Origin of the sequence: Pseudomonas sp. B21-010 (assembly GCF_024749325.1) — a bacterium.
GTDB classification, from domain to species: domain Bacteria; phylum Pseudomonadota; class Gammaproteobacteria; order Pseudomonadales; family Pseudomonadaceae; genus Aquipseudomonas; species Aquipseudomonas kilonensis.
Genome location: NZ_CP087198.1, coordinates 5,484,719 through 5,510,231 on the forward strand (window position 1 = coordinate 5,484,719; position 25,513 = coordinate 5,510,231).

A 25,513-nucleotide genomic window follows, 5' to 3' on the forward strand; every position below is an offset into this window, starting at 1 on the left:
CACTCCCACGCAGAGCGTGGGAGCGATCATCCCTTCATGTCCCTTCAATAATCAAACCTGAAACCGCTGCACCATCGTGCGCAGCGAGTTCGCCAGCTGCGACAACTCATGGCTGGACGCGCTGGTCTGGTCCGCGCCGGACGCCGAGCGCACCGACAAATCACGAATGTTCACCAGGTTGCGATCCACCTCGCGGGCCACTTGCGCCTGCTCTTCGGCGGCGCTGGCGATTACCAGGTTGCGTTCGTGGATTTCATTGACCGACGCCGTGATGGTCTGCAACGCGTCCCCCGCCCGCTCCGCCATGGCCAGGGTACTGGCGGCACGACTGGAGCTGGCCTGCATGGAGTCGAGTGCCTGGGTGGCACCGCTGCGCATGCCCTGGACCATTTGCTCGATTTCCTGGGTCGATTGCTGCGTGCGATAAGCCAGCGCCCGCACCTCATCGGCCACCACCGCAAACCCACGCCCGCTCTCACCCGCCCGGGCCGCTTCGATGGCCGCGTTGAGGGCCAGCAGGTTGGTCTGCTCAGCGATGGCGCGGATCACGTCCAGCACCTTGCCGATATCCTGCGATTGGTTGGCCAGGGATTGCACCAGGCCGCCAGTCACTTGCACGTCGCTGGCGAGAGCGCCGATGGCGTCGACCGTGTCGCTGACCCGCTGCTGCCCAAGGGACGCCGACTCACTGGACTGACGCGTGGCATCGGAGGTGGAAACCGCATTGCGCGCGACTTCTTCCACGGCAGTGGTCATTTCGGTGACGGCGGTGGCGGCCTGTTCGATTTCGTTGTTCTGCTGTTGCAAGCTTTGGGTGCTGTCGAGCGTGACGGTGTTCAGCTCATCGGCTGCGGTGGCCAGTTGCGCGGCCGAACCGCTGATGCCCTGCAACGTCTCACGCAGATTCTGCTGCATGGCCGCCAACGCCTTGAGCAAGCGGCTCACTTCGTCGTTGCCATGGGTCTCGATTGGCCGGGTCAGGTCACCCCGGGCGATGTTCTGCGCAGCATTGAGCGCCTCACCCAAGGGTTTGACGATACTGCGCGTAAGCAGCATGGCCAGGGCCACCGTGGCCAGGGCGGCGAGCACAACGAACAGGCTGACGATCATGCGGGAATTGGCGTAGTGCTCCTGGGACTTCTGACTCTCGATGGACACCTGCTTGGAGAACAGCTCCGCCAGGTCGTTGAGCTGTTTGCCGGAACCGTCCACCACGGTCTTCATGTCCACCAGCAGCAGCTTGATCAGCTCGTCCCGACGCCCTTGTTCGGCCAGGGTGAAGGATTGGGCGATACCCGTACGGTAAGCGGCGAAGGTTTGCTTGAACTGGTCATAAAGCGCCTTGCCTTCAGGCGTCACGACGAGCTTTTCGTAGGCCGCAATTTTTTCGCTCAGTTCCTTGTCGCGCGTGTCCATCTGCCCGCGATACACCGCAACGTTCTTCGGGTCCTGGTCCAGGGCCATGCGCAGGGAAATGGTGCGGATCCGCAGCATCCACTCGCGGATCTCATCACCGCCGCGAATGCTCGGCAGCCACTGGGTTTCCACCGCGACTTCACTGTCACGAATACTCGACATCTGTCCCAGCGCGAACACCCCGAGCAACGCCACCAGCACGGCGATCAAGGCAAAACCCAACGCGGCACGAGGGGCGATATTCAGCTGACGAAGAACCATAGGGAATGCCTTTTTTTATTGTTGGCCTGAAGTGGGGCAAGGCCCCTGTCGGCGGGTTATCGGCAAGTTGTACGATGTCTTAAGTCTAATCCACTTTATCGCAGGCAAAAAAAATCCCCGTATCTTTCGATACGAGGATTTTTAATATGGTCGGGGTAAGGGGATTCGAACTCCTGACATCCTGCTCCCAAAGCAGGCGCGCTACCGGACTGCGCTATACCCCGGTAAAAAAAAGGCGACCTTTGCAAGTCGCCTTCTCGATCAGCGCTTTTGGCCTCTGATCTTAAGATTCGATTCCAGCGAGCTGGTTTCAAAAATGGTGGGTCGTGTGGGATTCGAACCTACGACCAATTGGTTAAAAGCCAACTGCTCTACCAACTGAGCTAACGACCCAAAAATGGTCGGGGTAAGGGGATTCGAACTCCTGACATCCTGCTCCCAAAGCAGGCGCGCTACCGGACTGCGCTATACCCCGATTGAAATGGCTCCGTGACCAGGACTCGAACCTGGGACCCAATGATTAACAGTCATTTGCTCTACCGACTGAGCTATCACGGAACTGATATTTCAAGTTGCAACGTTGAAGCTAGCTTCAACCTCTTCTACCCTTACGCATCGCTGCGTTCGTGTGTCTGAGGCGCGCTATTCTACAATCTTCAAAACCTCTGTCAACCCCTTAAATTGCTTTCAAGACAATGATTTGCAACTTATTTTGGATTCCTTCTCAGCGAGAAGTAACCCTTGGGGTGACTGACTGCGGGGCGCACTTTACAAGCCTTTTCCTTTGAGTTCAACGGCCTGATGAAAAAAATGGCCTCGCCAAGCAAACACGCCCTGTGGCAAGCGATGGACTGTGTAGGAGCTGCCGAAGGCTGCGATCTTTTGATCTTTCGCTTCAGACCCTGGCGTCAGAGGAAAGATCGCAGCCTCGTTGCACTCGACAGCTCCTACACAGCTCCTACAGCACCCCCCAGCGGGAGCAAGCTCCCTCGCCACAAATCGGCTCAGTTGAAGACGATTTCGTCGTTCTCCACTGTACCGGTCACGGTTTCGCCCGGCATGAAGCGACCCGACAGGATCAACTGCGCCAGCGGGTTTTCGATCCAGCGCTGGATCGCCCGCTTCAGCGGCCGTGCGCCATAGACCGGGTCGTAACCCACCGCAATCAGCTTGTCCAACGCCTCGCCGCTCAACTGCAGTTTCAGCTCACGTTCGGTGAGGCGACTGCGCAGGCGACCCAACTGGATCTCGGTAATGCCGGCAATCTGATCACGGGCCAATGGCTCGAAGATCACCACTTCGTCGACCCGATTGATGAACTCCGGCCGGAAGTGCGTAGAGATCGCGTCCATCACCGCCGCGCGCTGCGCCTCGCGGTCGCCCACCAGTTCCTGGATCTGCGTCGAGCCCAGGTTGGAGGTCATCACGATCACCGTGTTGCGGAAGTCCACCGTGCGCCCGTGGCTGTCGGTCAAGCGACCATCCTCCAGCACTTGCAGCAGGATGTTGAACACATCCGGGTGCGCCTTCTCGACCTCGTCGAGCAGGATCACCGAGTACGGCTTGCGACGCACTGCCTCGGTCAGGTAACCGCCCTCTTCATAACCGACATAACCCGGTGGCGCACCGATCAACCGTGCCACGGAATGTTTCTCCATGAACTCGGACATGTCGATGCGCACCATGGCCTCTTCAGTGTCGAAGAGGAACTCGGCCAGCGCCTTGCACAGCTCGGTTTTACCGACACCCGTAGGGCCGAGGAACATGAACGAACCGCTCGGCCGGTTCGGGTCCGACAGCCCGGCACGGGAACGGCGCACGGCGTTGGACACCGCCACCACCGCCTCTTCCTGACCGATCACGCGCTGGTGCAGCAGGCTTTCCATCTTCAGCAGCTTGTCACGCTCGCCTTCGAGCATTTTCGAGACCGGAATGCCGGTCCACTTGGAGACCACTTCGGCAATCTCTTCCTCAGTGACCTTGCTGCGCAGCAACTGGTTTTCGCTCTTGCCATGCTGGTCGACCATTTGCAGGCTGCGCTCCAGGTCCGGGATCACCCCGTACTGCAGCTCGGCCATGCGGTTGAGGTCGCCTTTACGACGGGCCGCTTCCAGTTCCTGGCGGGACTGTTCGATCTTCTGCTGAATCTGCGCAGAACCCTGGACTTCGGCTTTCTCCGAGTTCCAGATTTCCTCGAGGTCGGAATACTCACGCTCGTGACGAACGATCTCTTCCTGCAACCTTTCCAGACGCTTCTTCGCCGCTTCGTCGCTTTCTTTTTTCAGGGCCTGGGACTCGACCTTGAGTTGAATCAGGCGCCGCTCCAACCGATCCAGCACTTCGGGCTTGGAGTCGATTTCCATGCGGATGCGGCTGGCGGCCTCGTCGATCAGGTCGATGGCCTTGTCCGGCAACTGACGGTCAGTGATGTAGCGGTGGCTGAGCTTGGCCGCCGCGATAATCGCGCCATCGGTGATCGCCACCTTGTGGTGAACTTCGTAGCGTTCTTTAAGGCCGCGCAGGATGGCGATGGTGTCTTCCTCGCTCGGCTCCTCCACCAGCACTTTCTGGAAGCGCCGCTCAAGGGCTGCGTCCTTCTCTATATATTGGCGGTACTCGTTGAGCGTGGTCGCGCCGACGCAGTGCAACTCGCCACGGGCCAACGCGGGCTTGAGCATGTTGCCGGCGTCCATCGAGCCTTCGCCCTTGCCCGCACCGACCATGGTGTGCAGTTCGTCGATGAACAGGATGATCTGCCCTTCCTGCTTGGACAGCTCATTGAGCAGCGCCTTGAGCCGCTCTTCGAACTCGCCACGGTACTTGGCACCGGCGATCAAGGCGCCCATGTCCAGGGACAACAGGCGTTTACCCCTGAGGCCGTCCGGCACTTCGCCGTTGATGATGCGCTGGGCCAGGCCCTCGGCGATGGCGGTTTTACCCACGCCTGGCTCACCGATCAGCACCGGGTTGTTCTTGGTGCGGCGTTGCAGCACCTGGATCGTGCGGCGGATTTCATCGTCGCGACCGATCACCGGGTCGAGCTTGCCTTCCTCGGCGCGCTTGGTCAGGTCGACGGTATATTTGTCCAGCGCCTGGCGCGACTCTTCGTGGTTGGCGTCGTTGACCGCTTCGCCGCCACGCAGGTTGTTGATGGCATTTTCCAGGGCTTTCTTGCTCACGCCCTGGCCGAGCAACAATTTGCCGAGCTTGCTGTTCTCGTCCATGGCGGCGAGCAGCACCAGCTCGCTGGAAATGAACTGGTCGCCCTTCTGTTGGGCCAGGCGATCGGCCTGGTTGAGCAGCCGCGCCAGGTCCTGGGACATGTTCACGTCACCGGTGGGATTCTGGATCTTGGGTAACTGGTCGAGTTCCTTGGCCAGCTCTTTGCGCAGGCTGTTGACGTCAAAGCCGACCTGCATCAGCAGGGGCTTGATGGAACCGCCCTGCTGTTCGAGCATGGCCTGCATCAAATGCGCCGGTTCGATACCGGGATGGTCCAGGCCGACGGCCAGGGACTGGGCATCGGACAGCGCCAACTGTAATTTGCTGGTTAAACGATCAATACGCATGGGTCACCTTCCTAATGAGCAGGCCGGACCGTGGAAACATCCTGAATGAAGAAACCTGCCAGATACCGTTATAGATGTGGTCGATTCTGGAAGATTCAAGCCGGGCGCCCTTGATACAGATCAGAGAAGTCTAGCGTTCGATCCAGATCAGCGAAGCGAAGCGACCGGTGCGCGGGTTGCGGCGGTAGGAAAAGAAACGAGGGTCGGTCACGGTGCAGAGGCCGCCACCGTAGACGGCCGTGACACCACGTGCGGCCAGGCGCAGCCGGGCCAACGCGTAGATATCGGCCAGGAACTTGCCGGCGTTGGGGCTCGCGACGAAGGCTTGGGCGGCCTGGGGCAGTTGCGCGATGAAGACTTCACGCACTTCCGGCCCGACTTCAAACGCTTGCGGACCGATGGCCGGGCCGAGCCAGGCGAGGATTTCATCCGCGGGCACGGCAAGGCTGTCGAGGGTGGCTTCCAGCACGCCGTTCGCCAGCCCGCGCCAGCCGGCATGGGCCGCCGCGACGCGAGTACCCGCACGGTTGCAGAACAGCACAGGCAGGCAGTCCGCCGTCATCGCCGTGCAGGCGATACCGGGCGTGTCGGTCCAACTGGCATCGGCGGTCGCCACCTGGGCCGGATCAGCCTCGACCACGGCAATGCCGTGGACCTGCTGTAGCCAGGCCGGGGTGATGGCGAATTGATCAGTGAGGCGACGGCGGTTTTCGGCGACGGCCGCAGGATCGTCGCCCACATGGTCGCCCAGGTTGAGGCTGTCGAACGGCGCCAGGCTGACGCCGCCCGCACGGGTCGTGACGCAGGCCTTGACCCGGGCCGGCGCGGGCCAGTCGGGTGTCAGCCAGTCACTCATCCGATGAACGCCTCGCGGTCCTGCTTGAGCAACGTCAGCAACCAGACGAAGTCATCCGGCAACGGAGATTCCCAGCTCATGCGTTTGCCGGTCGTCGGATGATCCAACTCCAGGAAACGTGCATGCAACGCCTGGCGCGGGAAATTCTTCAGCGATTCGACCATGGTCTGGCTGGCAGCCGGCGGAATGCGGAAACGACCGCCGTAGGCCGGGTCGCCCACCAACGGGAAGTTGATGTGGGCCATGTGCACACGGATCTGGTGGGTCCGGCCGGTTTCCAGCTTGACCCGCACATGGGTGTGGGAACGGAAACGCTCGAGCACGCGATAATGGCTGACCGCCTGCTTGCCGCCCTCCATCACCGCCATGCGCTGGCGCTGCTGGCCGTGACGACCGATGGGGGCGTTGATCTTGCCACCGGCGGTGACGACCCCGATCACGATGCATTCATAGATGCGGCTGACGCTGCGGCTTTGCAGCTGTGTGACCAGCTGTGTCTGCGCCTGGATGGTCTTGGCCACCACCATCAGGCCGGTGGTGTCCTTGTCCAGGCGATGGACGATGCCGGCACGCGGCACATTGATAATGTCCGGTACGTGGTGCAGCAAGGCGTTGAGCAACGTGCCGTCGGCATGACCGGCAGCCGGGTGCACCACCAGGCCCGCAGGCTTGTTGATCACCAGGATGTCATCGTCTTCATAGACGATGTCCAGGGCGATGTCCTGGGCGACCCATTCTCCCTGGGCCTCCTGTTCGGCAGTCAGTTCAAGAATGGCACCGCCGTGGACGATGTCGCGCGGACGGATCACCGCCCCATCCACAGTCAGGCGGCCGTCCTTGATCCAGGCGGAAAGGCGCGAGCGAGAGTGCTCGGCAAAGAGTTGTGCGGCGACTTGATCGAGGCGTTGGCCGCCCAATTCGGACGGCACCTCTGCGCGAAGTTCTATTTTATCGGACATGCTCGGACTGGGCGTCGGCACAGCCTTTGGTTTCGGCTGCGCGCTTGTGGTTAAATACGGCGTCTTTTGCCCCGAGGCTTTCAACGGGGCGCTCATCATAACAGGACGGCCCCGCCCAAGACAGCGGCCGTCATAGGGACGCAAGCCGCCATGCAAGTGAAACACCTGCTGCTGATCGCCATCCTCGCATTGACTGCTGCTTGCTCGTCGAAGGAAGTCGTAGACGAAAACCTGAGCGAAGTCGAACTGTACCAACAGGCGCAGAACGACCTGGATAACAACAGCTATACCAGCGCCACCGCCAAGCTGAAGGCGCTGGAGTCGCGGTATCCGTTCGGGCGCTACGCCGATCAGGCCCAGTTGGAGCTGATCTACGCCAACTACAAGAACGCCGAGCCGGAAGCCGCCAAGTCCGCCGCCGAGCGTTTCATTCGCCTGCACCCGCAGCACCCGAATGTCGATTACGCCTATTACCTCAAGGGCCTGACCTCCTTCGATCAGGACGTTGGCCTGCTGGCGCGTTTCCTGCCGCTGGACATGACCAAGCGTGACCCGGGCGCCGCGCGCGACTCCTACAATGAGTTCGCCCAACTGACCAGCCGCTTCCCCAACAGCCGCTACTCGCCGGACGCCAAGCAGCGCATGATCTACCTGCGCAACCTGCTGGCCTCCTACGAAATCCACGTGGCCGACTACTACCTGACGCGTCAGGCCTACGTCGCCGCCGCCAACCGTGGCCGCTACGTAGTGGAAAACTTCCAGGAAACCCCTTCGGTGGGTGATGGCCTGGCCGTGATGACCGAAGCCTACCAGCGCCTGCACCTGGACGAACTGGCGGCCACCAGCCTGGAAACCCTCAAGCTGAACTACCCGGATCACCCATCCCTGGTCGATGGCCAGTTCACCCCACGGGTCGACGAAGCGGACAACCGTTCGTGGCTGAGCAAGGCGACCCTGGGCCTGATCGAGTCCCGTCCACCGCTGCCGCCAGGCGAGACACGCGCCAACCAGGACGTACAGCGCCAGTTCCAGGATGCCAAGGAAGCCATCCCGAACGAACTCAAGCCTAAAGATGAAAATGGCGACGTGATCGAGGAAGAAGAGCCTGAAAGCGAGTCCAGCGACCGCTCCTGGTTCAGCCACCTGACCTTTGGTCTGTTCGACTGAGACCAAGGCATTCAAAAAAGGGAGACCCGACGGTCTCCCTTTTTTGTGCCTGAGTTTTATTGCGCTGTGCGCCGTTCCTGTCCTTGGCTAAACTGCCTGATCTCTAGCCAAAAAGCCGCCCATCATGCTTCGTCTACTGTTCTGGATCGCCCTGATTGCCGCCGCGGTATGGTTCTGGCGCAAGTTCAAGAGTACCTCCTCCGCGCCGAACGCTCCCCGCGAGCAGGACGCGCCGCCCATGGTTCGCTGCGCCCATTGCGGCGTACACCTGCCCCGTGACCGGGCGCTGGCCCTCGAACAACAATGGTATTGCAGCCAGGCTCACCTTGAGCAAGGCCCGGGCACTCGTGAGCGCTGAGGCCTCAAGCCCACGCGAAAAACAGGCGCAGCGCCTGCTGCGTCTCTATCACCTCTATCGTCTGAGCATCGGCATCACCCTGGTGCTGCTGATCTCCAGCAAACTGGACAACCGCCTGCTGGAGTTCGCCAATGACGACCTGCTGCGCAGTGGCAGTTGGTTGTACCTGGTGCTGAATATCCTGCTGGTGGTGTTCCTGGAGAACACCCGCCGCCCTGCCCGGCTGTTCGGCCTGGCCCTGACTGACGTGCTGCTGCTCTCGTGGCTGTTCTTCGTCGCGGGCGGTGTGCCCAGTGCCATCGGCAACCTGCTCATTGTCTCGGTGGCCATCGGCAACACGCTGCTGCGAGGCCGCATCGGCCTGTTGATCGCGGCCGTCGCCACCCTCGGCATCGTCGGTTCGAGTTTCTTTCTTGGCTTGAGCGACTCGAACCGTCCCAGCAGTTATTTGCAGGCCGGCACCCTCGGGGCACTGTGCTTTGCCGCCGCGCTGTTGGTGCAAGGCCTGACCCGACGCTTGGAAGCCAGCGAAACCCTGGCCGAGCAACGGGCCAGCGAGGTGATCGGCCTGGAAGCGCTCAACGCCCTGATCCTGCAACGCATGCGCACCGGCATCCTGGTGCTTGACCGTGAGCGTCGGGTGCAATTGGCCAACGAAAGCGCGCTGAACCTGCTGGGCATGCACGACCTGGTGGGCCAGCAGCTCGACGATTACTCCACCGCCCTGGTCGAACGCATGCAATTGTGGCGAAACAACCCCAGCCTGCGCCCTTCCAGCCTGACCGTTACCGGCACGGGCCTGACCCTGCAACCGAGCTTCATCGCCTTGGGGCATCAAGATCAGCAGCAGATCCTGGTGTTCCTTGAAGACCTGGCCCAGGTTGCCCAGCAGGCCCAGCAGTTGAAACTCGCTTCCCTCGGGCGCCTCACTGCTGGCATCGCCCATGAAATCCGCAACCCCTTGGGCGCCATCAGCCACGCGGCGCAATTACTGCGCGAATCCGAGGAACTGAACGACGCGGATCGGCGTCTGACGCAGATTATTCAAGATCACTCCCAACGAATGAACCGCGTCATTGAAAACGTCCTGCAGCTGTCTCGCCGCCAGCAAACCACCCCCCAACGCCTCGACCTGCGGACCTGGCTCGACCAGTTCGTCCGGCAGGCCCGCGAAAGCATGGCCGAGCACCAGCACTTGCACCTGAGCATCGACCCGGGTGACTACACCACGCTGATGGACCCCGACCAGTTGACCCAGGTACTCGACAACCTGCTGCGCAACGCCTGGCGCCACAGCGCCATGGCCCACGAACAGGCCGAGGCCTGGCTGAAACTGTTCATCGACCCCCACAGCCAGCTGTCCACGCTGGACATCATCGACAACGGCCCCGGTGTAACCCCCGAGCAGCAGGCGCATTTGTTCGAACCCTTCTTTACCACCAGCAGCCAGGGCACCGGCCTTGGGCTCTATCTGTCCCGTGAGCTGTGCGAAAGCAACCAGGCCCGCCTAGACTTCAAACCACGCCAAGGCGGCGGTTGCTTTCGCATCACCTTTGCTCACGGACGGAAACAGATTTGAATAATCGCTCACGGCAACGAATCCTGATCGTCGATGACGAACCGGACATCCGCGAACTCCTGGACATCACCCTGGGCCGGATGAAACTCGACACCCGCAGCGCCAAGAACCTTGCCGAGGCCCAAGCCCTGCTGGCGGGGGACACCTTCGACCTGTGCCTGACCGACATGCGCCTGCCCGATGGCACCGGCCTGGAACTGGTGCAACACATCCAGCAACGCTACCCCCAACTGCCCGTGGCGATGATCACCGCCTATGGCAGCCTGGAAACCGCCATCGACGCCCTCAAGGCTGGCGCCTTCGACTTCCTGACCAAGCCGGTAGACCTGGGTCGGCTGCGGGAGCTGGTCACCAGCGCCCTGCGCCTGCCGCCGGTCGCCACGCCAGGCACCACCCTCGAGCGCAGCCTGCTGGGCGACTCGCCGCCGATGCTCAGCGTGCGCAAGCAGATCGAAAAACTCGCCCGCAGCCAGGCACCGGTGTACATCAGCGGGGAATCGGGCTGCGGCAAGGAGTTGGTCGCCCGTCTGATCCACGAACAAGGCCCCCGGGCCAACCTGCCCTTTGTACCGGTCAACTGTGGGGCAATTCCCACGGAGCTGATGGAAAGTGAGTTTTTCGGCCATCGAAAAGGCAGCTTCAGCGGCGCCATCGAGGACAAGCCCGGGCTGTTCCAGGCTGCCCATGGCGGGACCTTGTTCCTCGATGAAGTGGCCGATCTGCCCTTGGCGATGCAGGTCAAGCTGTTGCGAGCCATCCAGGAAAAAGCCGTGCGCGCCGTTGGCGGCCAGCAGGAAGAAGTGGTGGATGTGCGCATCCTCTGCGCCACCCACAAGGACCTGGACGGCGAAGTCGCCGCCGGGCGCTTTCGCCAGGATTTGTATTACCGGCTGAACGTCATCGAACTGCGCGTCCCGCCGTTGCGCGAACGCCGCGAAGACATCGAGCTGCTGGCCAATCACATGCTTCAGCGCCTGGCAGCCAACGCCGGTAGTCCACCGGTCAAGTTGCATCCCCAGGCGTTGGACGCTCTCAGGAATTACCGCTTCCCGGGCAACGTGCGGGAACTGGAGAACATGCTTGAACGGGCCTACACCCTTTGCGAACAGCAGCAGATTGAAGCGGATGACCTGCGCCTGGCCGAGGGCAATAGTACTACTGAGGCAGGCAATCCCGATTTGATGCAGGTCGACAACCTGGAGGATTACCTGGAAGACGTTGAGCGCAAGCTCATCCTCCAGGCGTTGGAGGAAACCCGCTGGAACCGCACGGCGGCGGCGCAGCGGCTGAAGTTGTCGTTTCGGTCGATGCGGTATCGGTTAAAGAAGCTTGGGCTGGATTGAGCCACGGTTTTGAAACTCACGCTTACCCCTGTGGCGAGGGAGCTTGCTCCCTTGCCACAGGTTCGGCGTTCACCCTCTGTAACGTCGCTCTCTAGCCCTCCGGCACAGGTACCCGCTCGTCCAGAACACGATTGGCCAATAATTCACTCAACTCAATCAATTGCTGTACCCCCAAGGCGATATGCCGCCGCGAGCCTTCAAGCTCAAAAGCCAGGTCGCTGATTGTTGCGTTGGCGGAAGCCAGGGTTTCGCTGAGGTTGGTGAGGAGGCATTCGGTGTCGATGCCGGCCACGACAGTGAATAACTGGTTTGAGGCGGGTTTCTTTTTGGTTTCGGGCTTTGGGCCGAGGTAATAGTCGAGGGCGCGCTTGGCGGCTTCATCAAGCCCTTTGGGGTTAAGGCTGGAGTCAGGAGAAGCGTTATTGGTTTCTGAAGGTGGTAGGGATTTGTCACTCATTGCGGTACTCCAAAGAGGGAATGGATTACCAAGTTTTCGGGCCGCGACGCCCGGACGCTGAATTGGCAGCGACGGGAAAAGGTTAGCCAGAGTTCTTCCCACCCGGCAACCGCCAGAACTCGTCGGAAAATTCTTTTTGAATCAGATTTTTGTCCGACCATTCCCACAAAGGGTGGTTGGCTGTGAGGGCGGTGTGTATATCCGTTTCTGCGGTTACGGCGGCTTAGGGTTCCGCCCTGACGGCGGGTCACTTTCGAAAAGCCCGGAAGCCGGCCCAGTCGAAAGTAACCAAAGCGCTTTTGCCCCACCACTTGGCACCTCGCTTTGGCTCGGTGTGCCCTCACTCCGGCATTGCTCCGTGGGCCCGCCGCGAAGGGCCATCCATGGCCCAGCGCGGCTATCCCGGCATCCATGCCGGGATGCCCACTCCACAACGCCTGCGTTCGGCCAGCGTGGTTAACGGGGCGCCCGAGATCAACGTCCACCGCGAGGCGGCCTGATAGCCGACCTGGTTCTTGATGGGGACCGCGTTCCTCCTGTGGGAGCAAAGCTTGCTCGCGAAGGCGATGGTTCAGTCACATGAATGTTGGGCTTGCTGGCCTCATCGCGAGCAAGCTCGCTCCCACAGGAGGCCCGGGCGCACATGAAATTTTGTGTCTACTGAATGAAGATCCAATGTGGGAGCGAGCTTGCTCGCGATAGCAGTGGGTCAGCTTGCATCAGCGTTGGATGTGCCGCCGCCTTCGCGAGCAAGCTTTGCTCCCACAGGTCCTGCTCAAACAGATCTGATGGGTGTACGACCAGGAGAACCAGGTCGGCTACTAGGCCGCCTCGGGGCGGACGTTGATCTCGGGCGCCCCGTTAACCACGATGGCCGAACGCAGGCATTGCGCAGTGGGCACCTCGGCATGGATGCCGAGGTAGCCGCGCTGGGCCATGGATGGCCCTTCGCGGCGGCCCACGGAGCAATGCCGGAGTGAGGGCATGCCGAGCCTAGGCGAGGCACCGAGTGGTGGGGCAAGAGCGTTTTGCTTACTTTCGACTGGGCCGGCTTCCGGGCTTTTCGAAAGTGACCCGCCGTCAGGGCGGAACCCTAAGCCGCCGTTACCGCAGCAATGGATATGTACTCGATCAACAAGGCCAACTGTAAGGCCGCCATCGCGAGCAAGCTCGCTCCCACAATTGGATCTGAGTATAGGAACAGTATCAAAGCCGGACCTTACAAGCGCCCCGCCGGCGCATACGGCGCAGGATCAATCACCGGCTCACGCCCTAACATCAAATCCGTAAACAACTGACACGACGCCGGCGCCAACACCAATCCATTGCGATAATGCCCACAGTTCAACCACAGCCCCGCAACCCCCGGCACCTCGCCGATATAAGGAATGCCTTCAGGCGACCCAGGCCGCAACCCAGCCCAATGCCCAACCACCTCGGCACCGCCCAACGCTGGAATCAACTGCTGTGCCGAAGCCTTCAGGCTCTCCAGCGCAGTATCGGTCGGGGTCTTGTCGAAGCCTTCGCGCTCCAGCGTACTGCCAACCAGAATATGCCCATCACGACGCGGAATCGCATAACGCCCCTTGGCCAGGACCATGCTCGACAGAAAATCCGACGCGCACTTGTACAGAATCATCTGGCCCTTGACCGGCTCGACCGGCAACTTCAAGCCCAAGGTCTTGAGCAACTCGCCACTCCAGGCACCGGCGGCCAGCACCACCTCATCGCCACGAATTTCACCGGCAGAACTGTGCACACCCACCACGCGCCCGCCGTCACGAATGAACCCGCTGACTTCGCAATGCTCATGAAGCGTGACGTTCGGCATCGCCAGCAACGCAGCCTTGAGGGACTTCACCAACCGCGGATTGCGCACGTTGGCCACGTCGGCCATGTAGATCGCTCGGGAAAAACCCGCGCCCAGCACCGGCACGGCATCGTGGACAGCCGAGATATCCACAGCCCGCATCGGGCGGCCTTCCCGTTCGGCCCAGGCCAGCGCTTCGTCCTGATCGTCCAGGTCCAACCAATACAGACCGGTGACATGCACTTGCGGATCGATCCCGGTAGTGGCGAACAAGCGCTCGCCCAGCTGTGGATAAAAATCCTGCGACCAATGGGCCAGCGCCGTGACCGCCGGGCTGTAGCGCCAGGGGTACAACGGCGACACGATACCGCCGCCAGCCCAGGACGATTCCTGGCCGACACTGGAACGGTCCAGCAGCACCACACGTTGCCCTTCGGACGCCAGATTGAACGCCGTCAGCAGGCCGATGACTCCGCCACCGACAATCACCACTTGCTGTTGCCTGGTCATGTTCTGATTCGACTCATAAGACAGAGGGCACAAGGCTGCACCCCAAAAAAAGAAACTCAGCGGCCCCAGCAATCCTTGGCGGTCAGCCCGGCAGCCTGGTTGACCACGTCTCGCGTGCCCGTGTTGTTGATCCTGAAATCACCGCACTTGTCCGTCGCCATGGACGAACCGCTCTTGCGCACGGCGATCAGGGTGAAGCTCTGGTCCGCCAGCGTCGGGGTAATGGTGTAGAAATCGTTACCGCCGCTCAGGCCGGTCGCATTGGTGTAGACGTTATTCTTCGAGTAATAGCGCTCGAGAATCTGCGCCTGCTCCGATAACAGCCCGGCGATTTCGGTACGCCGGCCCTTCTTCATGTATTCGGTCAGGCTCGGATAGCCGATGGTGATCACGATACCGATGATCGCGATCACGATCATGATTTCGATCAAGGTGAAACCTCGGTTGGATCTGCGCATGCCTTGCCTCTTCTATTGTATTTGCCGCCACATGATGCGGCGGCTGCCGCCGACGGACTTGCCCACCAGGTCGGTGATACCACCACTGGAGTCGTTCACGATCATGTTAGTGGCGCCGTTGGCACTGACGACGGCGCTCAGGGTCGGGATGCCGCCCGTGAACACCACACCGGCGGAAATCGTGTCGAGGCTGGTGAGCGAACCATCGTTGTTGGTATCGAGTACCGCATAGTTGAGCATCTTACCGTTGAATGCATCCAGTTCGATCAGTTTGCCGGTACCGAAGCTGGCGCAAGGGTCGGTGGTGTCCACGGCGGCCGTGGTAAAGACTACCCGCCCAAGCACCAGGTTGGCCGGGTTGATGACCCGCTCTCCGGTCAGCACATTGTTGTACACCAAAGGCAGGTACCAGCCCTTCTTCGTCGTATACGTCACGTCGGTCTGGCTGGTGGTCACGAACTGCCCCGTGCTGCCTGAAAACACCCCCGTGATCGACTGGGCCTGCAGGCTCGACACAGTGATTTGCCCTGCGCCGCCGGTGGCGTCCCAGATCGAATAGAACGCCTGTAGATCCTTGTTGAGCTTGTCTGCCGCTTCGTTGAACTTGCCGGTGCCGAAAAACACCTGGGTGCCACCCTGGGGGTTGTCTGCCAGCAGTGGCTGCACGGTGATCGGCTGGGTTGCCCCACCGGGTGCGGTGAACAACGGCTGGCCAGCAAACGCCATCCCCCACGCGGTCGGAGAGGTACCACTGAGGTCGAACTTCCACATCCGTCCCTTCAGGTCGCCGCCGTACGCGGACTGCACCACGTTCTGGGAGTTGACCCGCAGCTTGACCGACGACAGGCCGTTATCAGTCTCGCTGCTGTTAATGACGATTTTTTTGATCAGCGAACCGTCGCGGATATCCACCACATACAACGCCGCCACACCACTGTTGCTGCCATAGCCATTGCCGATGAACGCCGCCCAGCGACCGTCCGCCAGGCGCGCGACTTCAGGGCGTGCGTAGGCGTAGCCCAAGTCATTGAAGACGTTAGCCGTGTTGGCAACGGTGGGAGCGCTGATTTCCCACAACGCCCGCAACGCATTGCCCGCCGCCGCATCGAACAGTTGCACCGCATAGAACGTCTTGCCGCCAGCCCCCGTTCCGCCAAGGGCGACGGTCTTCCAGGCGCTGCCCGATTGCACATCGAACACGCCGACCTGCCCGTCCACCAAAAACTGATGGCTCACGCCATTGATGTAGTTGATGTCGGCGATATCTTCCAACGAGGACAGCACGCTCGAAGGCATATAGGCATAGCGCCGCGTGCCATTGGTGCTGTTGATGACGCTGAAGAAGCCGTCATTGGCATTCACCACCAGGTTGGCATTCATGTTCGTTGCCTTGGTCGCCAGGTAGGTGCTGTAGCTGGTGTCGTTGAGTAAATCCGCAGCGGTCTGGTCATTGGGCGATGCCAGCACCAACGGCGAATTGATGATGTCCCCCAGCAACACACTGCGTACCTTCAGGCCGGTTTTATTGACGCCCTTGCTCCACTCCACCAGGTCATTGCCGGTGATCCCCGTGGGCAGGTTCTGGCTGAGGCTGGTTTGCTGGGCCGGCGAAAAGTTGCCATAGGCCAGGGTCACCGGCACATTGGTCGCGGTGTTCCAGGATTGATAGATCGGCGCCGTGGCGCTGGGCACGATGGCCGTGTCGGTGGTCCATTGCACCGCTGCCGTGTTGACCGTTCCGGTCGAGTTGAAGCCGAACGCCTTGATGGTGCCGCGCCAATCCTTGGGATCATAGGTGGTCTGGTAGTAGCTGGAGGTGCTGGACAGTGTCGCGGCATTGGTCGTGCCGCCGCCCCCGGAGCCGGCCTTGGAAGTGATGTCGCTCAAGGCCGATGACAGCGCTGAGTTCAGGCCTTCGCTGTCGGTCGCCTGGTAATACTTCCCGGTGCCGTAGCGGGCAGCGTCGGACAACATCGGGTTGGCGGCGGTAAAACCCACGGTATAGGTATTGAGGTATTGCCGGGGAAAATCCGTGGCGTTCCAGCTCTTGCCGGTGGCGTCGGTGCCGGTGGTGCGCATGTCGATATCGAAAGCGAACTTGGCGATGTCGTCCAGGTAAAGCGTGTCGCCCTCGCCATCACCATTGAGATCGTCGCCATCGTTGTTGATGCCATCCCAATTCGGCAACCGGGCCAAGCCCTGCGGGTCGTTGGTGGGAAACGTTCGGTCAAAGGTGGGCAAGCCGTCGGTGATCACTACACCGAAGTTCTTCTGGCAACGGTACTGGATCGGGCTGGTGTAGGTGGCCGGTGTGCTGTTGTAGTACGGCGCCATTCCCCTGAAATAGCGGGTGACTTCGTAATAGCTCTCGGCCAACGGTGTATTGGCGACCGCACCCAAGGCGTTGATCGCGTTGATCAGGGCGCTGTAGTTGCTGTTGGCCTGGGTCTGGGTCACGCTGCCGCTGACCGGTGACAGGTCGCTGATGGCGCGAGCGATGTAGCCCCCGGGGCCGGAGTTGCTGAAATTAGGTGGATTGAACGTGGCGAGGCCAATACGCAGGGCACGGTTATTGGCGACCAAGTCGTTGGAGACATCCCGTGCCACGTTGATTCGATAGTCGGTGGGGATAGTGCCGGTGGTGAAGTCCCGGCTCGAGCCGTTGGCCAGGGTCACCAGATACGCCAGGTATTGGGCCGTGTATCGAGTGTCCCCATTACCCACCGGATCGGGTAGCTTCAAGCATACCCGACCGAGGTTGGGTCGATAGAAACCATACCAACCGCTCGAACAGCCCCCACGGAACAGGCTCGCCAGCAAAACATTGCCATCGGTCATATCCAGCTCAAAGACGCTGCTGCAGTTATTCGAGGCGCTGCATCCGTATGTGCGCACCTGAGTGGCAGAGGGATCAAACCCCGCCGCCCAGATAATGTTGTTCATACTCCCCGAATCATCGATCAGCAGCATCACGTTCGGCGTGACGGCAGCCGCACTCAACAGCGGTGAATCCGAAGGCGTGAAGGCATAAGCCGGGGCCATCAGGTAAAGGCTGAGCAACACCCCCCACAACATCGCTATCCAGCCACGGCGAGCCTCAGTATTTCGCATAGATGCTCTCCACCACGCTGCGCTGGTTATTGCCCACCACCGCCACCGCCGTGATCCGGTACAGCGTCGCCGAGGTATTGACCGGCACGTTGACCGCAGCAAGTGTAGTGCCGATGTTCTGCACGCCATAAAACCCGCCGGCAGCGGCAACCCAGAGCACCCCGGACGACGAATTGCGCCCCGCCGCAGTGATGGTCGCCGACTCGGCCGGCGGCGCGCATTGAGTCGCGGTGGTGCAGACCGCCAGTGAATAGGTCTCGACCTGCACCGCACTCTCACCCATCCTCAACGCAGCCTCGGCGATCTGGAAGGACTGGTTGCGTTGCATGACGCTGCTGGTCATTTTTTCCTGAAGAGTGGCGCTCTGCATCGACGACAGGCCGATCAGCGTCAGCAGCAACAGGAAAACCAGGCTGACCAGCAGTGCCATGCCACGCTGGCGATGCTTGAGATCCATCGAGATCATCGATCGCCCCCTCATAGAAGCCGGTTGCGCAAGGCGGCAACCACATTGAAGGTCTGCTCGCGCACCGTGTTCCTTGGATCAAAGAGCGTCAGGCTCAGGCGCACGCTGCGGATCAGTGCCGGGTCTGCCGGGTTGCCGGTGTAGCTCGACGCTGCGATGTCCGTGGCGCTGGCGGCCATGCCGAACGTCACATCGAATGCCCGCACGTTGTCCACCAGCACCGACAGCGTCGGCGGATTGCCGGTGCCGCTGCCCAACAGCAATTGGTTGTTGTTGAAGCTGTAGACCAGTCGACGGATCGGGAACGCCAACTGCCCCGTCGCTGGCGCCCGGGCGTTCGAGTAGGCCGTCGCCGAGGTACGGCAATCGGAGACGACGGTCCAGGTCGGCAGGCTACCGCCACCCCCAATGTCCGCGGTGACCAGCGTCAGCCTCCGGTTGGCGTTATCCCAACGGATTGGAGTGGTCTGGCTGGCAGCGAAACTGTTATCCGTCGAGGCATCGATGATGGTCGCCAGGCAGCCGAACATGCCCACCATGCGAATTTCCTGGACCATTTTGCTCAAGGCAAACCGCGCGTCCTCCTGAATCACCGCGGCGGCATTCTGGCTGACGTAGGTATTTTTGGCGGCAATGAAAATCTGCACGACACCCAGGATGACGATCAGGCTGAGCACCAGCGCGATCATCAACTCGATCAGGCCAAAACCGCGACTGTACCGGTTCATGGCGGCGTCCCCGCCGGATCGACAGCGACGCGGCTGGTCAGTACGAAGCTGCGTCGCGCCTCAGCGGCGTTGGTGGTGTTGGCGGCCCGGGCGTCGTCCCAGGAGATGGTAATCGTGTAGACCCGCTGGTTCAGGGCAATGGTGCCGGTGGCCGTGGCGCCGCCGAAGGCGATGATGTTGGTCTTGAAATCGTAGAGATCCTGGTCCCGGGCCACGTTGAGGTTCGGCGAGCTGGGCGGTGTGATGGTGTAGTCGGCGCCGGAGTTGGCGCGAATGCGGTCCAGCAGGTCATAGGCAATGAAACTGGCCTGGCTGGTCATGCGCGAACTGTCGGTGTACTTGAGCGCATTGAGCTGGATCATCGCCGCCCCCAGCAAGCCGACGCCGAGAATCAGCACCGCCACCAGCACCTCGATCAACGTCATGCCGGCCTGCGCCCTTTTACTGCAACCCTTCATCCGCAATTTCCACCCAATACGATTCGTCCATTGAGGCAAACATTCAGCGTCCTGCTCTGCGCTCCTCTTACGTAATTGAAGCTCACTGGCGTGGCCGGTGCCGATAACCCGCCGAGGTTGTTGAAATCGATGCTAGTCACGTCTGAGGGTAGCGTCAGAGTCACGCCACTGCCCATCGCTGGAACAACCCGCAATATAATGGGCGACGAGCCAGTACTGTCATACACCGTGAGTTCGCCGCTCCAGGCACCGCCTTGGGTCGTGGGACGAATTCGCGTGGTGATACCACGGTCGATCGCCTCCATCCGGGCAAAGTTCAGCGCCCGGCGCAAGTCGCCGATCTCGGTATCGGCCTTGGTGCTCTGCAGCGAGCCCGTGAATGACGGCACCGCCATGGTAATCAGGATCAGCAGCACGCCAAGGGCCACCAGCACCTCGATCAGCGTGAAACCTTTTGTACGAAGATCCATCGATGCCCTCCGTTGCCGTCGGCTATACCTGCCTCTACACGCTAGAACAAACCACCGCCTTGTGTGCGGTTGTTTCGGTTCACGGCGCTCGTCGTTTTCGTACTCCAGGGAGGAGACGTCATGTATCAACAGGGTTTCAGCCTGATCGAACTGCTCATGGGACTGGCAATCGCCGCAATTGTTCTGCCGTGGGCCGGCGCGAGCTACAAAGAGCTGATCGAATCCATCGAACGCGAAGACACCGCGCAGTTGCTGATCAGCGGATTGCGCATTGCCCGCAGCGAAGCCATCACGCGTAACCGCAGGGTATTGATACAAGGGATAGACAACGATTGGGGCCGGGGTTGGCGGATCATGCTGGACAACAAGGAAAAAACCTTGCTGATGGAACGCACCGCAAGCGCTCGTGTGGTCGGCAACCAGCCGATGAGACGCAGGGTGAGGTTTGGCAGCCAGGGCGAAGCACTGCAATCCAGCGGCGCCTTCCAGGCCGGCAGGCTGCATGTCTGCGCCAAACGCGGGCCGGTCAGCCACCATCAAGTGATACTGGCGCCTTCCGGCCGCGTCCGCCTGGAAAGCGTCGCGGCCGAACAGGCGCTGTGCGAGAAAGGACTTAAAGCAAGGAGCGCACGCGCAACTCTTTCGGCATCGAGAACGTGACGTTCTCCTCGCGACCGGCCAGTTCATCGGCACCCGTTGCGCCCCAGGCCTGCAATTGCTGGATCACACCGCGCACCAGCACTTCCGGCGCGGAGGCACCGGCAGTGATGCCGATGCGCTCGACCCCATCGAACCAGCTGCGTTGCATGTCTTCGGCACCGTCGATCAGGTAGGCCGGGGTGGCCATGCGCTCGGCCAGCTCACGCAAGCGGTTGGAGTTGGAGCTGTTGGGGCTGCCGACGACCAGCACCACATCGCACTCATCGGCCAGTTGCTTGACCGCATCCTGACGGTTCTGGGTGGCGTAGCAGATGTCATCCTTGCGCGGGCCGCCGATGGCCGGAAAGCGCGAGCGCAGGGCGTCGATCACACGGCTGGTGTCGTCCATGGACAGGGTCGTCTGGGTAACAAAAGCCAGGCTCTCAGGGTTGCGAACCTGCAGGGCCGCCACGTCTTCCTCGTCTTCGACCAGGTAGATCGCACCGCCGTTGCTGGCATCGTATTGACCCATGGTGCCTTCGACTTCCGGATGGCCTTCATGGCCGATCAGGATGCATTCGCGACCATCACGGCTGTAGCGCGCCACTTCGATGTGCACCTTGGTCACCAATGGGCACGTCGCGTCGAAAACCTTCAGGCCACGGCCGGCGGCTTCAGTGCGTACGGCCTGGGAAACCCCATGGGCGCTGAAGATCACGATGACGTCGTCCGGCACCTGGTCCAGTTCCTCGACGAAAATCGCCCCACGGCTACGCAGGTCTTCGACGACGAATTTGTTGTGGACCACTTCGTGGCGCACGTAGATCGGCGGCCCGAAGACTTCCAGGGCGCGGTTGACGATTTCGATCGCCCGGTCCACACCGGCGCAGAAGCCACGGGGGTTGGCGAGTTTGATTTGCATGCTGTGCCTCGTGTCTTGCGCGCAAGAATTGAATGCTTGCCTGTTAATCGAGCGAAAGGCCCGAAAACAATGGAGATCCCATGTGGGAGCGAGCTTGCTCGCGATGGCGATGGGGCAGTCACCCCTGGACTAAAAGGGTCTGCGCAATCGCGAGCGAGCTCGCTCCCACAGTAAATCGAGTGGCAGCAGGAACTGCCTGTAAAACCTTAAACCGCCTTCACTTCGAGGATTTCCACTTCGAAGTTCAAGGTCTTGCCCGCCAGCGGATGGTTGAAGTCCACGGTCACCTGGGCGTCGTCGAAAGCCTTCACCACACCCGGCAACTCGGTATTGGCCGCGTCGTTGAAGATCACCAGCAGGCCCTGGGACAGTTCCATGTCCTGGAACTGGGAGCGTGGCATGGTCTGCACGTTTTGCGGGTTGGGCTGACCAAAGGCGTTTTCTGGCGGTACGACCACAGTGCGCTTGTCGCCGGCCTTGAAGCCGAAGATCGCCGCTTCGAAGCCTGGTAGCAGGTTGCCATCACCGACCTGGAACACCGCCGGAGCCTTGTCGAAGGTGCTGTCGACGGTGTCACCGTTTTCCAGGTACAGGGCGAAGTGAAGCTTCACTTCAGTGTTTTGAGCGATACGCTGCTCAGTCATGGACGGCTTCTCCGGTTTTCTTGCTCTTGAACATATCCAGGGCGAGCATCACGGCGCCCACGCTGATGGCGCTGTCGGCAAAGTTGAACGCCGGGAAATACCAGCGGTTCTGCCAATGCACCAGGATGAAATCGATGACATGGCCCAGGGCGATGCGGTCATAGAGGTTGCCCAAGGCACCACCGAGCACCAAGGCCAGCGCCACGGCCAGCCAGGTCTCATTGCGCCCCAGGCGCTTGAGCCAGACCACCAGCACGGCGCTGACCACGACGGCGATCAGGGCGAACAGCCAGCGCTGCCAGCCCGAACTGTCGGCCAGGAAGCTGAATGCCGCACCAGTGTTGTAGGCCAAGGTCCAGCTGAAGTAGTCGGGAATGATCACGATCTGCTGGTACATGGTCAGCGAGTTCTCGAAGTAGTACTTGCTGGCCTGGTCGATGACCAGTACCAGCACACTCAACCAGAGCCAGCCCAGCCGCCCGAAGCGGCCCGCCGCGTTAGGCATAATGACGAACCTCACCGGTGCCGCTGATGTTGTCGACGCAACGACCGCAGATTTCCGGATGCTCCGGATTCACGCCGACGTCTTCACGGCAGTGCCAGCAACGGGCGCACTTGGTGTGGTTCGACTTGACGATCTTCAGCTTCAGGCCGCTGACTTCAGTGATCACCGCATCGGCCGGCGCCTGCACGAAAGGTGCAACGCTGGCGGTGGAGGTGATCAGCACGAAGCGCAGCTCGTTGCTCAGCCTGGCCAGATCGGCACTCAGGTCATCTTCGGCATAGAGGGTCACTTCGGCCTGCAGGTTGCCACCGACGGCCTTGGCCGCACGCTGGATCTCCATTTCCTTGTTGACCGCCGCCTTGACCGCCATCACGCGATCCCAATACGCACGATCCAGCTCGAAGCCTTGCGGCAGTTCGGTCAGGCCTTCGTACCAGGTGTTGAGCATCACCGATTCGTTACGCTCGCCCGGCAGGTACTGCCACAGCTCGTCGGCGGTGAACGCCAGGATCGGTGCGATCCAGCGCACCAGGGCCTCGCTGATGTGGAACAGCGCGGTCTGGCACGAACGACGGGCCTTGCTGTTGGCGCCAGTGGTGTACTGGCGGTCCTTGATGATGTCGAGGTAGAAACCACCGAGCTCCTGCACGCAGAAGTTGTGGATCTTGGAGTAGACGTTCCAGAAGCGGTATTCGCCGTAGTGCTCCTGCAATTCGCGTTGCAGCAGCAGGGTACGGTCCACGGCCCAACGGTCCAGCGCGAGCATTTCTTCGGCCGGCAGCAGGTCGGTGGCCGGGTTGAAACCGGTCAGGTTGGAAAGCAGGAAGCGCGCGGTGTTACGGATCCGCCGGTAGGCGTCCGCGCTGCGCTGCAGGATCTGCTCGGAAACGGCCATCTCGCCGGAATAGTCGGTGGAGGCCACCCACAGGCGCATGATGTCGGCGCCCAAGGTGTCGTTGACCTTCTGCGGCGCGATCACGTTGCCCAGGGACTTGGACATCTTGCGACCGGACTCGTCGACCGTGAAGCCGTGGGTCAGCAACTCGCGATACGGCGCGTGGTTGTCGATGGCGCAACCGGTCAGCAGCGACGAGTGGAACCAGCCGCGGTGCTGGTCCGAGCCTTCCAGGTACAGGTCGGCACGCGGGCCCGTCTCGTGGCCCATCGGGTGCGAACCGCGCAGCACGTGCCAATGGGTGGTGCCGGAGTCGAACCAGACGTCCAGGGTGTCGCTGATCTTGTCGTACAGCGGCGCTTCGTCACCCAGCAGCTCGGCGGCATCCATCTTGAACCAGGCTTCGATGCCTTCGGACTCGACGCGCTTGGCCACGATTTCCATCAGTTCGACGGTGCGCGGGTGCAACTCGCCGCTTTCCTTGTTCAGGAAGAACGGGATCGGCACGCCCCAGTTGCGCTGGCGGGAGATGCACCAGTCCGGACGGTTGGCGATCATCGAGTGCAGGCGCGCCTGGCCCCAGGCCGGCACGAACTGGGTCTCTTCGATGGCCTTGAGCGAACGCTGGCGCAGGGTGTCGCCGCTGGTTGGCTGCTTGTCCATGCCGATGAACCACTGCGCGGTGGCGCGGTAGATCAGCGGGGTCTTGTGCCGCCAGCAGTGCATGTAGCTGTGTTCGATGACGGTGGTGTGCAGCAGCGCGCCGACTTCGGTCAGTTTGTCGACGATGGCCGGGTTGGCTTTCCAGATGAACTGGCCGCCAAAGAACTCCAGCGACGGCGCGTACACGCCATTGCTCTGCACCGGGTTGAGGATGTCGTCGTTGACCATGCCGTATTTCTTGCAGGTCACAAAGTCGTCGACGCCATAGGCCGGCGCGGAGTGAACCACGCCAGTACCTGCGCCCAGTTCCACGTAGTCGGCCAGGTACACCGGCGACAGGCGGTCATAGAACGGATGACGGAAATTGATCAACTCCAGCGCCGAACCTGGCGCGGTGGCGACCACCGAACCTTCGAGGTTGTAGCGGGCCAGGCAGGATTCGACCAGTTCTTCGGCCAGCACCAGCAGTGTGTCGCCGACGTCGACCAGGGCGTAGTTGAATTCCGGGTGGACGTTCAGCGCCTGGTTGGCCGGGATGGTCCACGGGGTGGTGGTCCAGATCACGATCGAGGCCGGCTTGGCCAGCTTGCCCAGGCCGAAAGCCGCGGCGAGCTTGTCTTCATCGGCGATCGGGAACGCGACGTCGATGGTCGAGGACTTCTTGTTCTCGTACTCGACCTCCGCCTCGGCCAGGGCCGAACCGCAATCGAAGCACCAGTTCACCGGCTTGAGGCCCTTGAACACGAAGCCGCCCTCGACGATTTTCGCCAGGGCACGGATTTCGCCGGCTTCGTTCTTGAAGTCCATGGTCTTGTACGGGTTGGCGAAGTCGCCCAGCACGCCGAGGCGGATGAATTCGGACTTCTGCCCTTCGATCTGCTCGGTGGCGTAGGCACGGCACAGTTCGCGGGTCTTGTCCGCGCCCAGGTTCTTGCCGTGGGTCACTTCGACCTTGTGTTCGATCGGCAGGCCATGGCAGTCCCAGCCCGGGACGTACGGCGCATCAAAACCCGACAGGGTCTTGGAGCGGATGATCATGTCCTTGAGAATCTTGTTCAGCGCATGACCGATGTGGATAGTGCCGTTGGCGTACGGAGGGCCGTCGTGCAGGACGAACTTCGGACGATCCTTGCCAATTTCGCGCAACTTTCCGTACAGGCCAATGCTGTCCCAACGCTGCAGAATCTGTGGTTCGCGCTGAGGCAGGCCGGCCTTCATTGGGAAGGCGGTGTCCGGAAGGTTTAGCGTGGCTTTATAGTCGGTCATTTA

General features: G+C 61.2%; 23 protein-coding genes, 4 tRNA genes and 1 pseudogene. 6 read left to right on the forward strand and 22 right to left on the reverse strand.

Annotation, left to right across the window (positions count from 1 at the left end; translation table 11 throughout):
* Positions 1–51: 51 nt before the first annotated feature.
* From LOY50_RS29230 to rluD, 9 genes and pseudogenes are all read right to left on the reverse strand, one after another.
* Positions 52–915: a methyl-accepting chemotaxis protein gene (locus tag LOY50_RS29230; RefSeq protein WP_408980874.1), complete on the reverse strand. Its 864-nt coding sequence runs from the start codon at positions 913–915 to the stop codon at positions 52–54.
* Positions 907–1,677 (reverse strand): annotated as a pseudogene (locus LOY50_RS29235) (MCP four helix bundle domain-containing protein); the annotation flags it as partial. The pseudogene LOY50_RS29235 and the gene LOY50_RS29230, both read right to left, overlap by 9 nt.
* A gap of 147 nt (positions 1,678–1,824) precedes the next feature.
* Positions 1,825–1,901, reverse strand: a tRNA-Pro gene (locus tag LOY50_RS24450).
* A gap of 93 nt (positions 1,902–1,994) precedes the next feature.
* Positions 1,995–2,070, reverse strand: a tRNA-Lys gene (locus LOY50_RS24455).
* Positions 2,071–2,075: 5 nt separating this feature from the next.
* Positions 2,076–2,152, reverse strand: a tRNA-Pro gene (locus tag LOY50_RS24460).
* 7 nt (positions 2,153–2,159) lie between these two features.
* Positions 2,160–2,235, reverse strand: a tRNA-Asn gene (locus LOY50_RS24465).
* A 446-nt stretch (positions 2,236–2,681) separates the two neighbouring features.
* A complete protein-coding gene (gene clpB, locus LOY50_RS24470; RefSeq protein WP_214512602.1) occupies positions 2,682–5,246 on the reverse strand; it encodes an ATP-dependent chaperone ClpB in 2,565 nt (854 codons plus the stop codon).
* Positions 5,247–5,376: 130 nt separating this feature from the next.
* Positions 5,377–6,102: a peptidoglycan editing factor PgeF gene (pgeF, locus tag LOY50_RS24475; protein ID WP_253469478.1), complete on the reverse strand. Its 726-nt coding sequence runs from the start codon at positions 6,100–6,102 to the stop codon at positions 5,377–5,379.
* Entirely contained in the window at positions 6,099–7,061 is a 963-nt protein-coding gene (rluD, locus tag LOY50_RS24480) for a 23S rRNA pseudouridine(1911/1915/1917) synthase RluD (RefSeq protein WP_003205696.1), read from the reverse strand. The genes pgeF and rluD overlap by 4 nt, the downstream gene beginning before the upstream one ends.
* Positions 7,062–7,211: 150 nt before the next feature.
* Here rluD and LOY50_RS24485 point away from each other — a divergent pair, with 150 nt between their 5' ends.
* The 4 genes from LOY50_RS24485 (at position 7,212) to LOY50_RS24500 (ending at position 11,508) form a co-directional block, all read left to right on the forward strand.
* Positions 7,212–8,228 (forward strand): outer membrane protein assembly factor BamD, encoded by a 1,017-nt coding sequence (locus LOY50_RS24485; protein WP_003205698.1) that lies wholly within the window; start codon positions 7,212–7,214, stop codon positions 8,226–8,228.
* A gap of 124 nt (positions 8,229–8,352) precedes the next feature.
* On the forward strand, positions 8,353–8,586 hold the full coding sequence (locus tag LOY50_RS24490; RefSeq protein ID WP_014340265.1) for a PP0621 family protein: 234 nt from the start codon (positions 8,353–8,355) through the stop codon (positions 8,584–8,586).
* Complete coding sequence (locus LOY50_RS24495) at positions 8,576–10,165, forward strand: nitrogen regulation protein NR(II) (protein ID WP_258689404.1); 1,590 nt, start codon at positions 8,576–8,578, stop codon at positions 10,163–10,165. Before LOY50_RS24490 ends, LOY50_RS24495 begins: the two co-directional genes overlap by 11 nt.
* Positions 10,162–11,508 (forward strand): sigma-54 dependent transcriptional regulator, encoded by a 1,347-nt coding sequence (locus LOY50_RS24500; RefSeq protein ID WP_253469484.1) that lies wholly within the window; start codon positions 10,162–10,164, stop codon positions 11,506–11,508. The genes LOY50_RS24495 and LOY50_RS24500 overlap by 4 nt, the downstream gene beginning before the upstream one ends.
* A 91-nt stretch (positions 11,509–11,599) precedes the next feature.
* Here LOY50_RS24500 and LOY50_RS24505 read toward each other — a convergent pair whose 3' ends face one another.
* Positions 11,600–11,965, reverse strand: a complete 366-nt coding sequence (locus LOY50_RS24505) for a DUF6124 family protein (RefSeq protein ID WP_253469487.1) — start codon at positions 11,963–11,965, stop codon at positions 11,600–11,602.
* 311 nt (positions 11,966–12,276) lie between these two features.
* Between LOY50_RS24505 and LOY50_RS24510 the strand changes: the two genes are divergently transcribed.
* Positions 12,277–12,465 (forward strand): nucleoid-structuring protein H-NS, encoded by a 189-nt coding sequence (locus LOY50_RS24510; protein ID WP_253478679.1) that lies wholly within the window; start codon positions 12,277–12,279, stop codon positions 12,463–12,465.
* Between the two features lie 321 nt (positions 12,466–12,786).
* On the opposite strand, the gene LOY50_RS24515 is transcribed toward LOY50_RS24510, so the two are convergent.
* The 8 genes from LOY50_RS24515 to LOY50_RS24550 form a co-directional block, all read right to left on the reverse strand.
* Entirely contained in the window at positions 12,787–12,927 is a 141-nt protein-coding gene (locus LOY50_RS24515; RefSeq protein WP_258691289.1) for a hypothetical protein, read from the reverse strand.
* A gap of 257 nt (positions 12,928–13,184) precedes the next feature.
* Complete coding sequence (thiO, locus tag LOY50_RS24520) at positions 13,185–14,285, reverse strand: glycine oxidase ThiO (protein WP_258689405.1); 1,101 nt, start codon at positions 14,283–14,285, stop codon at positions 13,185–13,187.
* A gap of 56 nt (positions 14,286–14,341) precedes the next feature.
* On the reverse strand, positions 14,342–14,743 hold the full coding sequence (locus tag LOY50_RS24525; RefSeq protein ID WP_018600956.1) for a type IV pilin protein: 402 nt from the start codon (positions 14,741–14,743) through the stop codon (positions 14,342–14,344).
* A gap of 12 nt (positions 14,744–14,755) precedes the next feature.
* A complete protein-coding gene (locus LOY50_RS24530; RefSeq protein ID WP_258689408.1) occupies positions 14,756–17,854 on the reverse strand; it encodes a pilus assembly protein in 3,099 nt (1,032 codons plus the stop codon).
* Positions 17,841–18,311 (reverse strand): PilX N-terminal domain-containing pilus assembly protein, encoded by a 471-nt coding sequence (locus LOY50_RS24535; protein WP_258691273.1) that lies wholly within the window; start codon positions 18,309–18,311, stop codon positions 17,841–17,843. Before LOY50_RS24535 ends, LOY50_RS24530 begins: the two co-directional genes overlap by 14 nt.
* Before the next feature lie 20 nt (positions 18,312–18,331).
* Complete coding sequence (locus LOY50_RS24540) at positions 18,332–19,048, reverse strand: PilW family protein (RefSeq protein ID WP_253469499.1); 717 nt, start codon at positions 19,046–19,048, stop codon at positions 18,332–18,334.
* Positions 19,045–19,506: a type IV pilus modification protein PilV gene (gene pilV, locus LOY50_RS24545; RefSeq protein WP_214512592.1), complete on the reverse strand. Its 462-nt coding sequence runs from the start codon at positions 19,504–19,506 to the stop codon at positions 19,045–19,047. The genes LOY50_RS24540 and pilV overlap by 4 nt, the downstream gene beginning before the upstream one ends.
* Positions 19,503–19,976 carry a GspH/FimT family pseudopilin gene (locus LOY50_RS24550; RefSeq protein ID WP_253469501.1) on the reverse strand — a complete coding sequence of 158 codons (474 nt, stop codon included), beginning with the start codon at positions 19,974–19,976 and terminating at the stop codon, positions 19,503–19,505. Before LOY50_RS24550 ends, pilV begins: the two co-directional genes overlap by 4 nt.
* A gap of 120 nt (positions 19,977–20,096) precedes the next feature.
* Here LOY50_RS24550 and LOY50_RS24555 point away from each other — a divergent pair, with 120 nt between their 5' ends.
* Positions 20,097–20,636, forward strand: coding sequence for a GspH/FimT family pseudopilin (locus tag LOY50_RS24555; RefSeq protein WP_258691274.1), 540 nt, complete (start codon positions 20,097–20,099; stop codon positions 20,634–20,636).
* On the opposite strand, the gene ispH is transcribed toward LOY50_RS24555, so the two are convergent.
* From ispH to ileS, 4 genes are all read right to left on the reverse strand, one after another.
* Positions 20,590–21,537, reverse strand: a complete 948-nt coding sequence (ispH, locus tag LOY50_RS24560) for a 4-hydroxy-3-methylbut-2-enyl diphosphate reductase (RefSeq protein WP_253469507.1) — start codon at positions 21,535–21,537, stop codon at positions 20,590–20,592. The genes LOY50_RS24555 and ispH overlap by 47 nt on opposite strands.
* Positions 21,538–21,743: 206 nt before the next feature.
* On the reverse strand, positions 21,744–22,181 hold the full coding sequence (gene fkpB / locus LOY50_RS24565) for an FKBP-type peptidyl-prolyl cis-trans isomerase (protein WP_258689411.1): 438 nt from the start codon (positions 22,179–22,181) through the stop codon (positions 21,744–21,746).
* Positions 22,174–22,686, reverse strand: a complete 513-nt coding sequence (gene lspA / locus LOY50_RS24570; protein WP_003205724.1) for a signal peptidase II — start codon at positions 22,684–22,686, stop codon at positions 22,174–22,176. Before lspA ends, fkpB begins: the two co-directional genes overlap by 8 nt.
* Positions 22,679–25,510 (reverse strand): isoleucine--tRNA ligase, encoded by a 2,832-nt coding sequence (ileS, locus tag LOY50_RS24575; RefSeq protein ID WP_258689412.1) that lies wholly within the window; start codon positions 25,508–25,510, stop codon positions 22,679–22,681. Before ileS ends, lspA begins: the two co-directional genes overlap by 8 nt.
* Positions 25,511–25,513: the final 3 nt, after the last annotated feature.

What these genes read in the sequence shown, in the direction of transcription:
- rluD (WP_003205696.1), bottom strand. Translation starts at nt 7,061, where the DNA reads ATGTCCGATAAAATAGAACTTCGCGCAGAGGTGCCGTCCGAATTGGGC.
- LOY50_RS24555 (WP_258691274.1), top strand. Translation starts at nt 20,097, where the DNA reads ATGTATCAACAGGGTTTCAGCCTGATCGAACTGCTCATGGGACTGGCA.
- ileS (WP_258689412.1), bottom strand. Translation starts at nt 25,510, where the DNA reads ATGACCGACTATAAAGCCACGCTAAACCTTCCGGACACCGCCTTCCCA.
- fkpB (WP_258689411.1), bottom strand. Translation starts at nt 22,181, where the DNA reads ATGACTGAGCAGCGTATCGCTCAAAACACTGAAGTGAAGCTTCACTTC.
- LOY50_RS24505 (WP_253469487.1), bottom strand. Translation starts at nt 11,965, where the DNA reads ATGAGTGACAAATCCCTACCACCTTCAGAAACCAATAACGCTTCTCCT.
- LOY50_RS29230 (WP_408980874.1), bottom strand. Translation starts at nt 915, where the DNA reads ATGCAGCAGAATCTGCGTGAGACGTTGCAGGGCATCAGCGGTTCGGCC.
- LOY50_RS24530 (WP_258689408.1), bottom strand. Translation starts at nt 17,854, where the DNA reads ATGCGAAATACTGAGGCTCGCCGTGGCTGGATAGCGATGTTGTGGGGG.
- LOY50_RS24485 (WP_003205698.1), top strand. Translation starts at nt 7,212, where the DNA reads ATGCAAGTGAAACACCTGCTGCTGATCGCCATCCTCGCATTGACTGCT.
- pilV (WP_214512592.1), bottom strand. Translation starts at nt 19,506, where the DNA reads ATGAAGGGTTGCAGTAAAAGGGCGCAGGCCGGCATGACGTTGATCGAG.
- pgeF (WP_253469478.1), bottom strand. Translation starts at nt 6,102, where the DNA reads ATGAGTGACTGGCTGACACCCGACTGGCCCGCGCCGGCCCGGGTCAAG.
- LOY50_RS24540 (WP_253469499.1), bottom strand. Translation starts at nt 19,048, where the DNA reads ATGAACCGGTACAGTCGCGGTTTTGGCCTGATCGAGTTGATGATCGCG.
- clpB (WP_214512602.1), bottom strand. Translation starts at nt 5,246, where the DNA reads ATGCGTATTGATCGTTTAACCAGCAAATTACAGTTGGCGCTGTCCGAT.
- LOY50_RS24550 (WP_253469501.1), bottom strand. Translation starts at nt 19,976, where the DNA reads ATGGATCTTCGTACAAAAGGTTTCACGCTGATCGAGGTGCTGGTGGCC.
- LOY50_RS24525 (WP_018600956.1), bottom strand. Translation starts at nt 14,743, where the DNA reads ATGCGCAGATCCAACCGAGGTTTCACCTTGATCGAAATCATGATCGTG.
- thiO (WP_258689405.1), bottom strand. Translation starts at nt 14,285, where the DNA reads ATGACCAGGCAACAGCAAGTGGTGATTGTCGGTGGCGGAGTCATCGGC.
- ispH (WP_253469507.1), bottom strand. Translation starts at nt 21,537, where the DNA reads ATGCAAATCAAACTCGCCAACCCCCGTGGCTTCTGCGCCGGTGTGGAC.
- LOY50_RS24490 (WP_014340265.1), top strand. Translation starts at nt 8,353, where the DNA reads ATGCTTCGTCTACTGTTCTGGATCGCCCTGATTGCCGCCGCGGTATGG.
- lspA (WP_003205724.1), bottom strand. Translation starts at nt 22,686, where the DNA reads ATGCCTAACGCGGCGGGCCGCTTCGGGCGGCTGGGCTGGCTCTGGTTG.
- LOY50_RS24535 (WP_258691273.1), bottom strand. Translation starts at nt 18,311, where the DNA reads ATGGATCTCAAGCATCGCCAGCGTGGCATGGCACTGCTGGTCAGCCTG.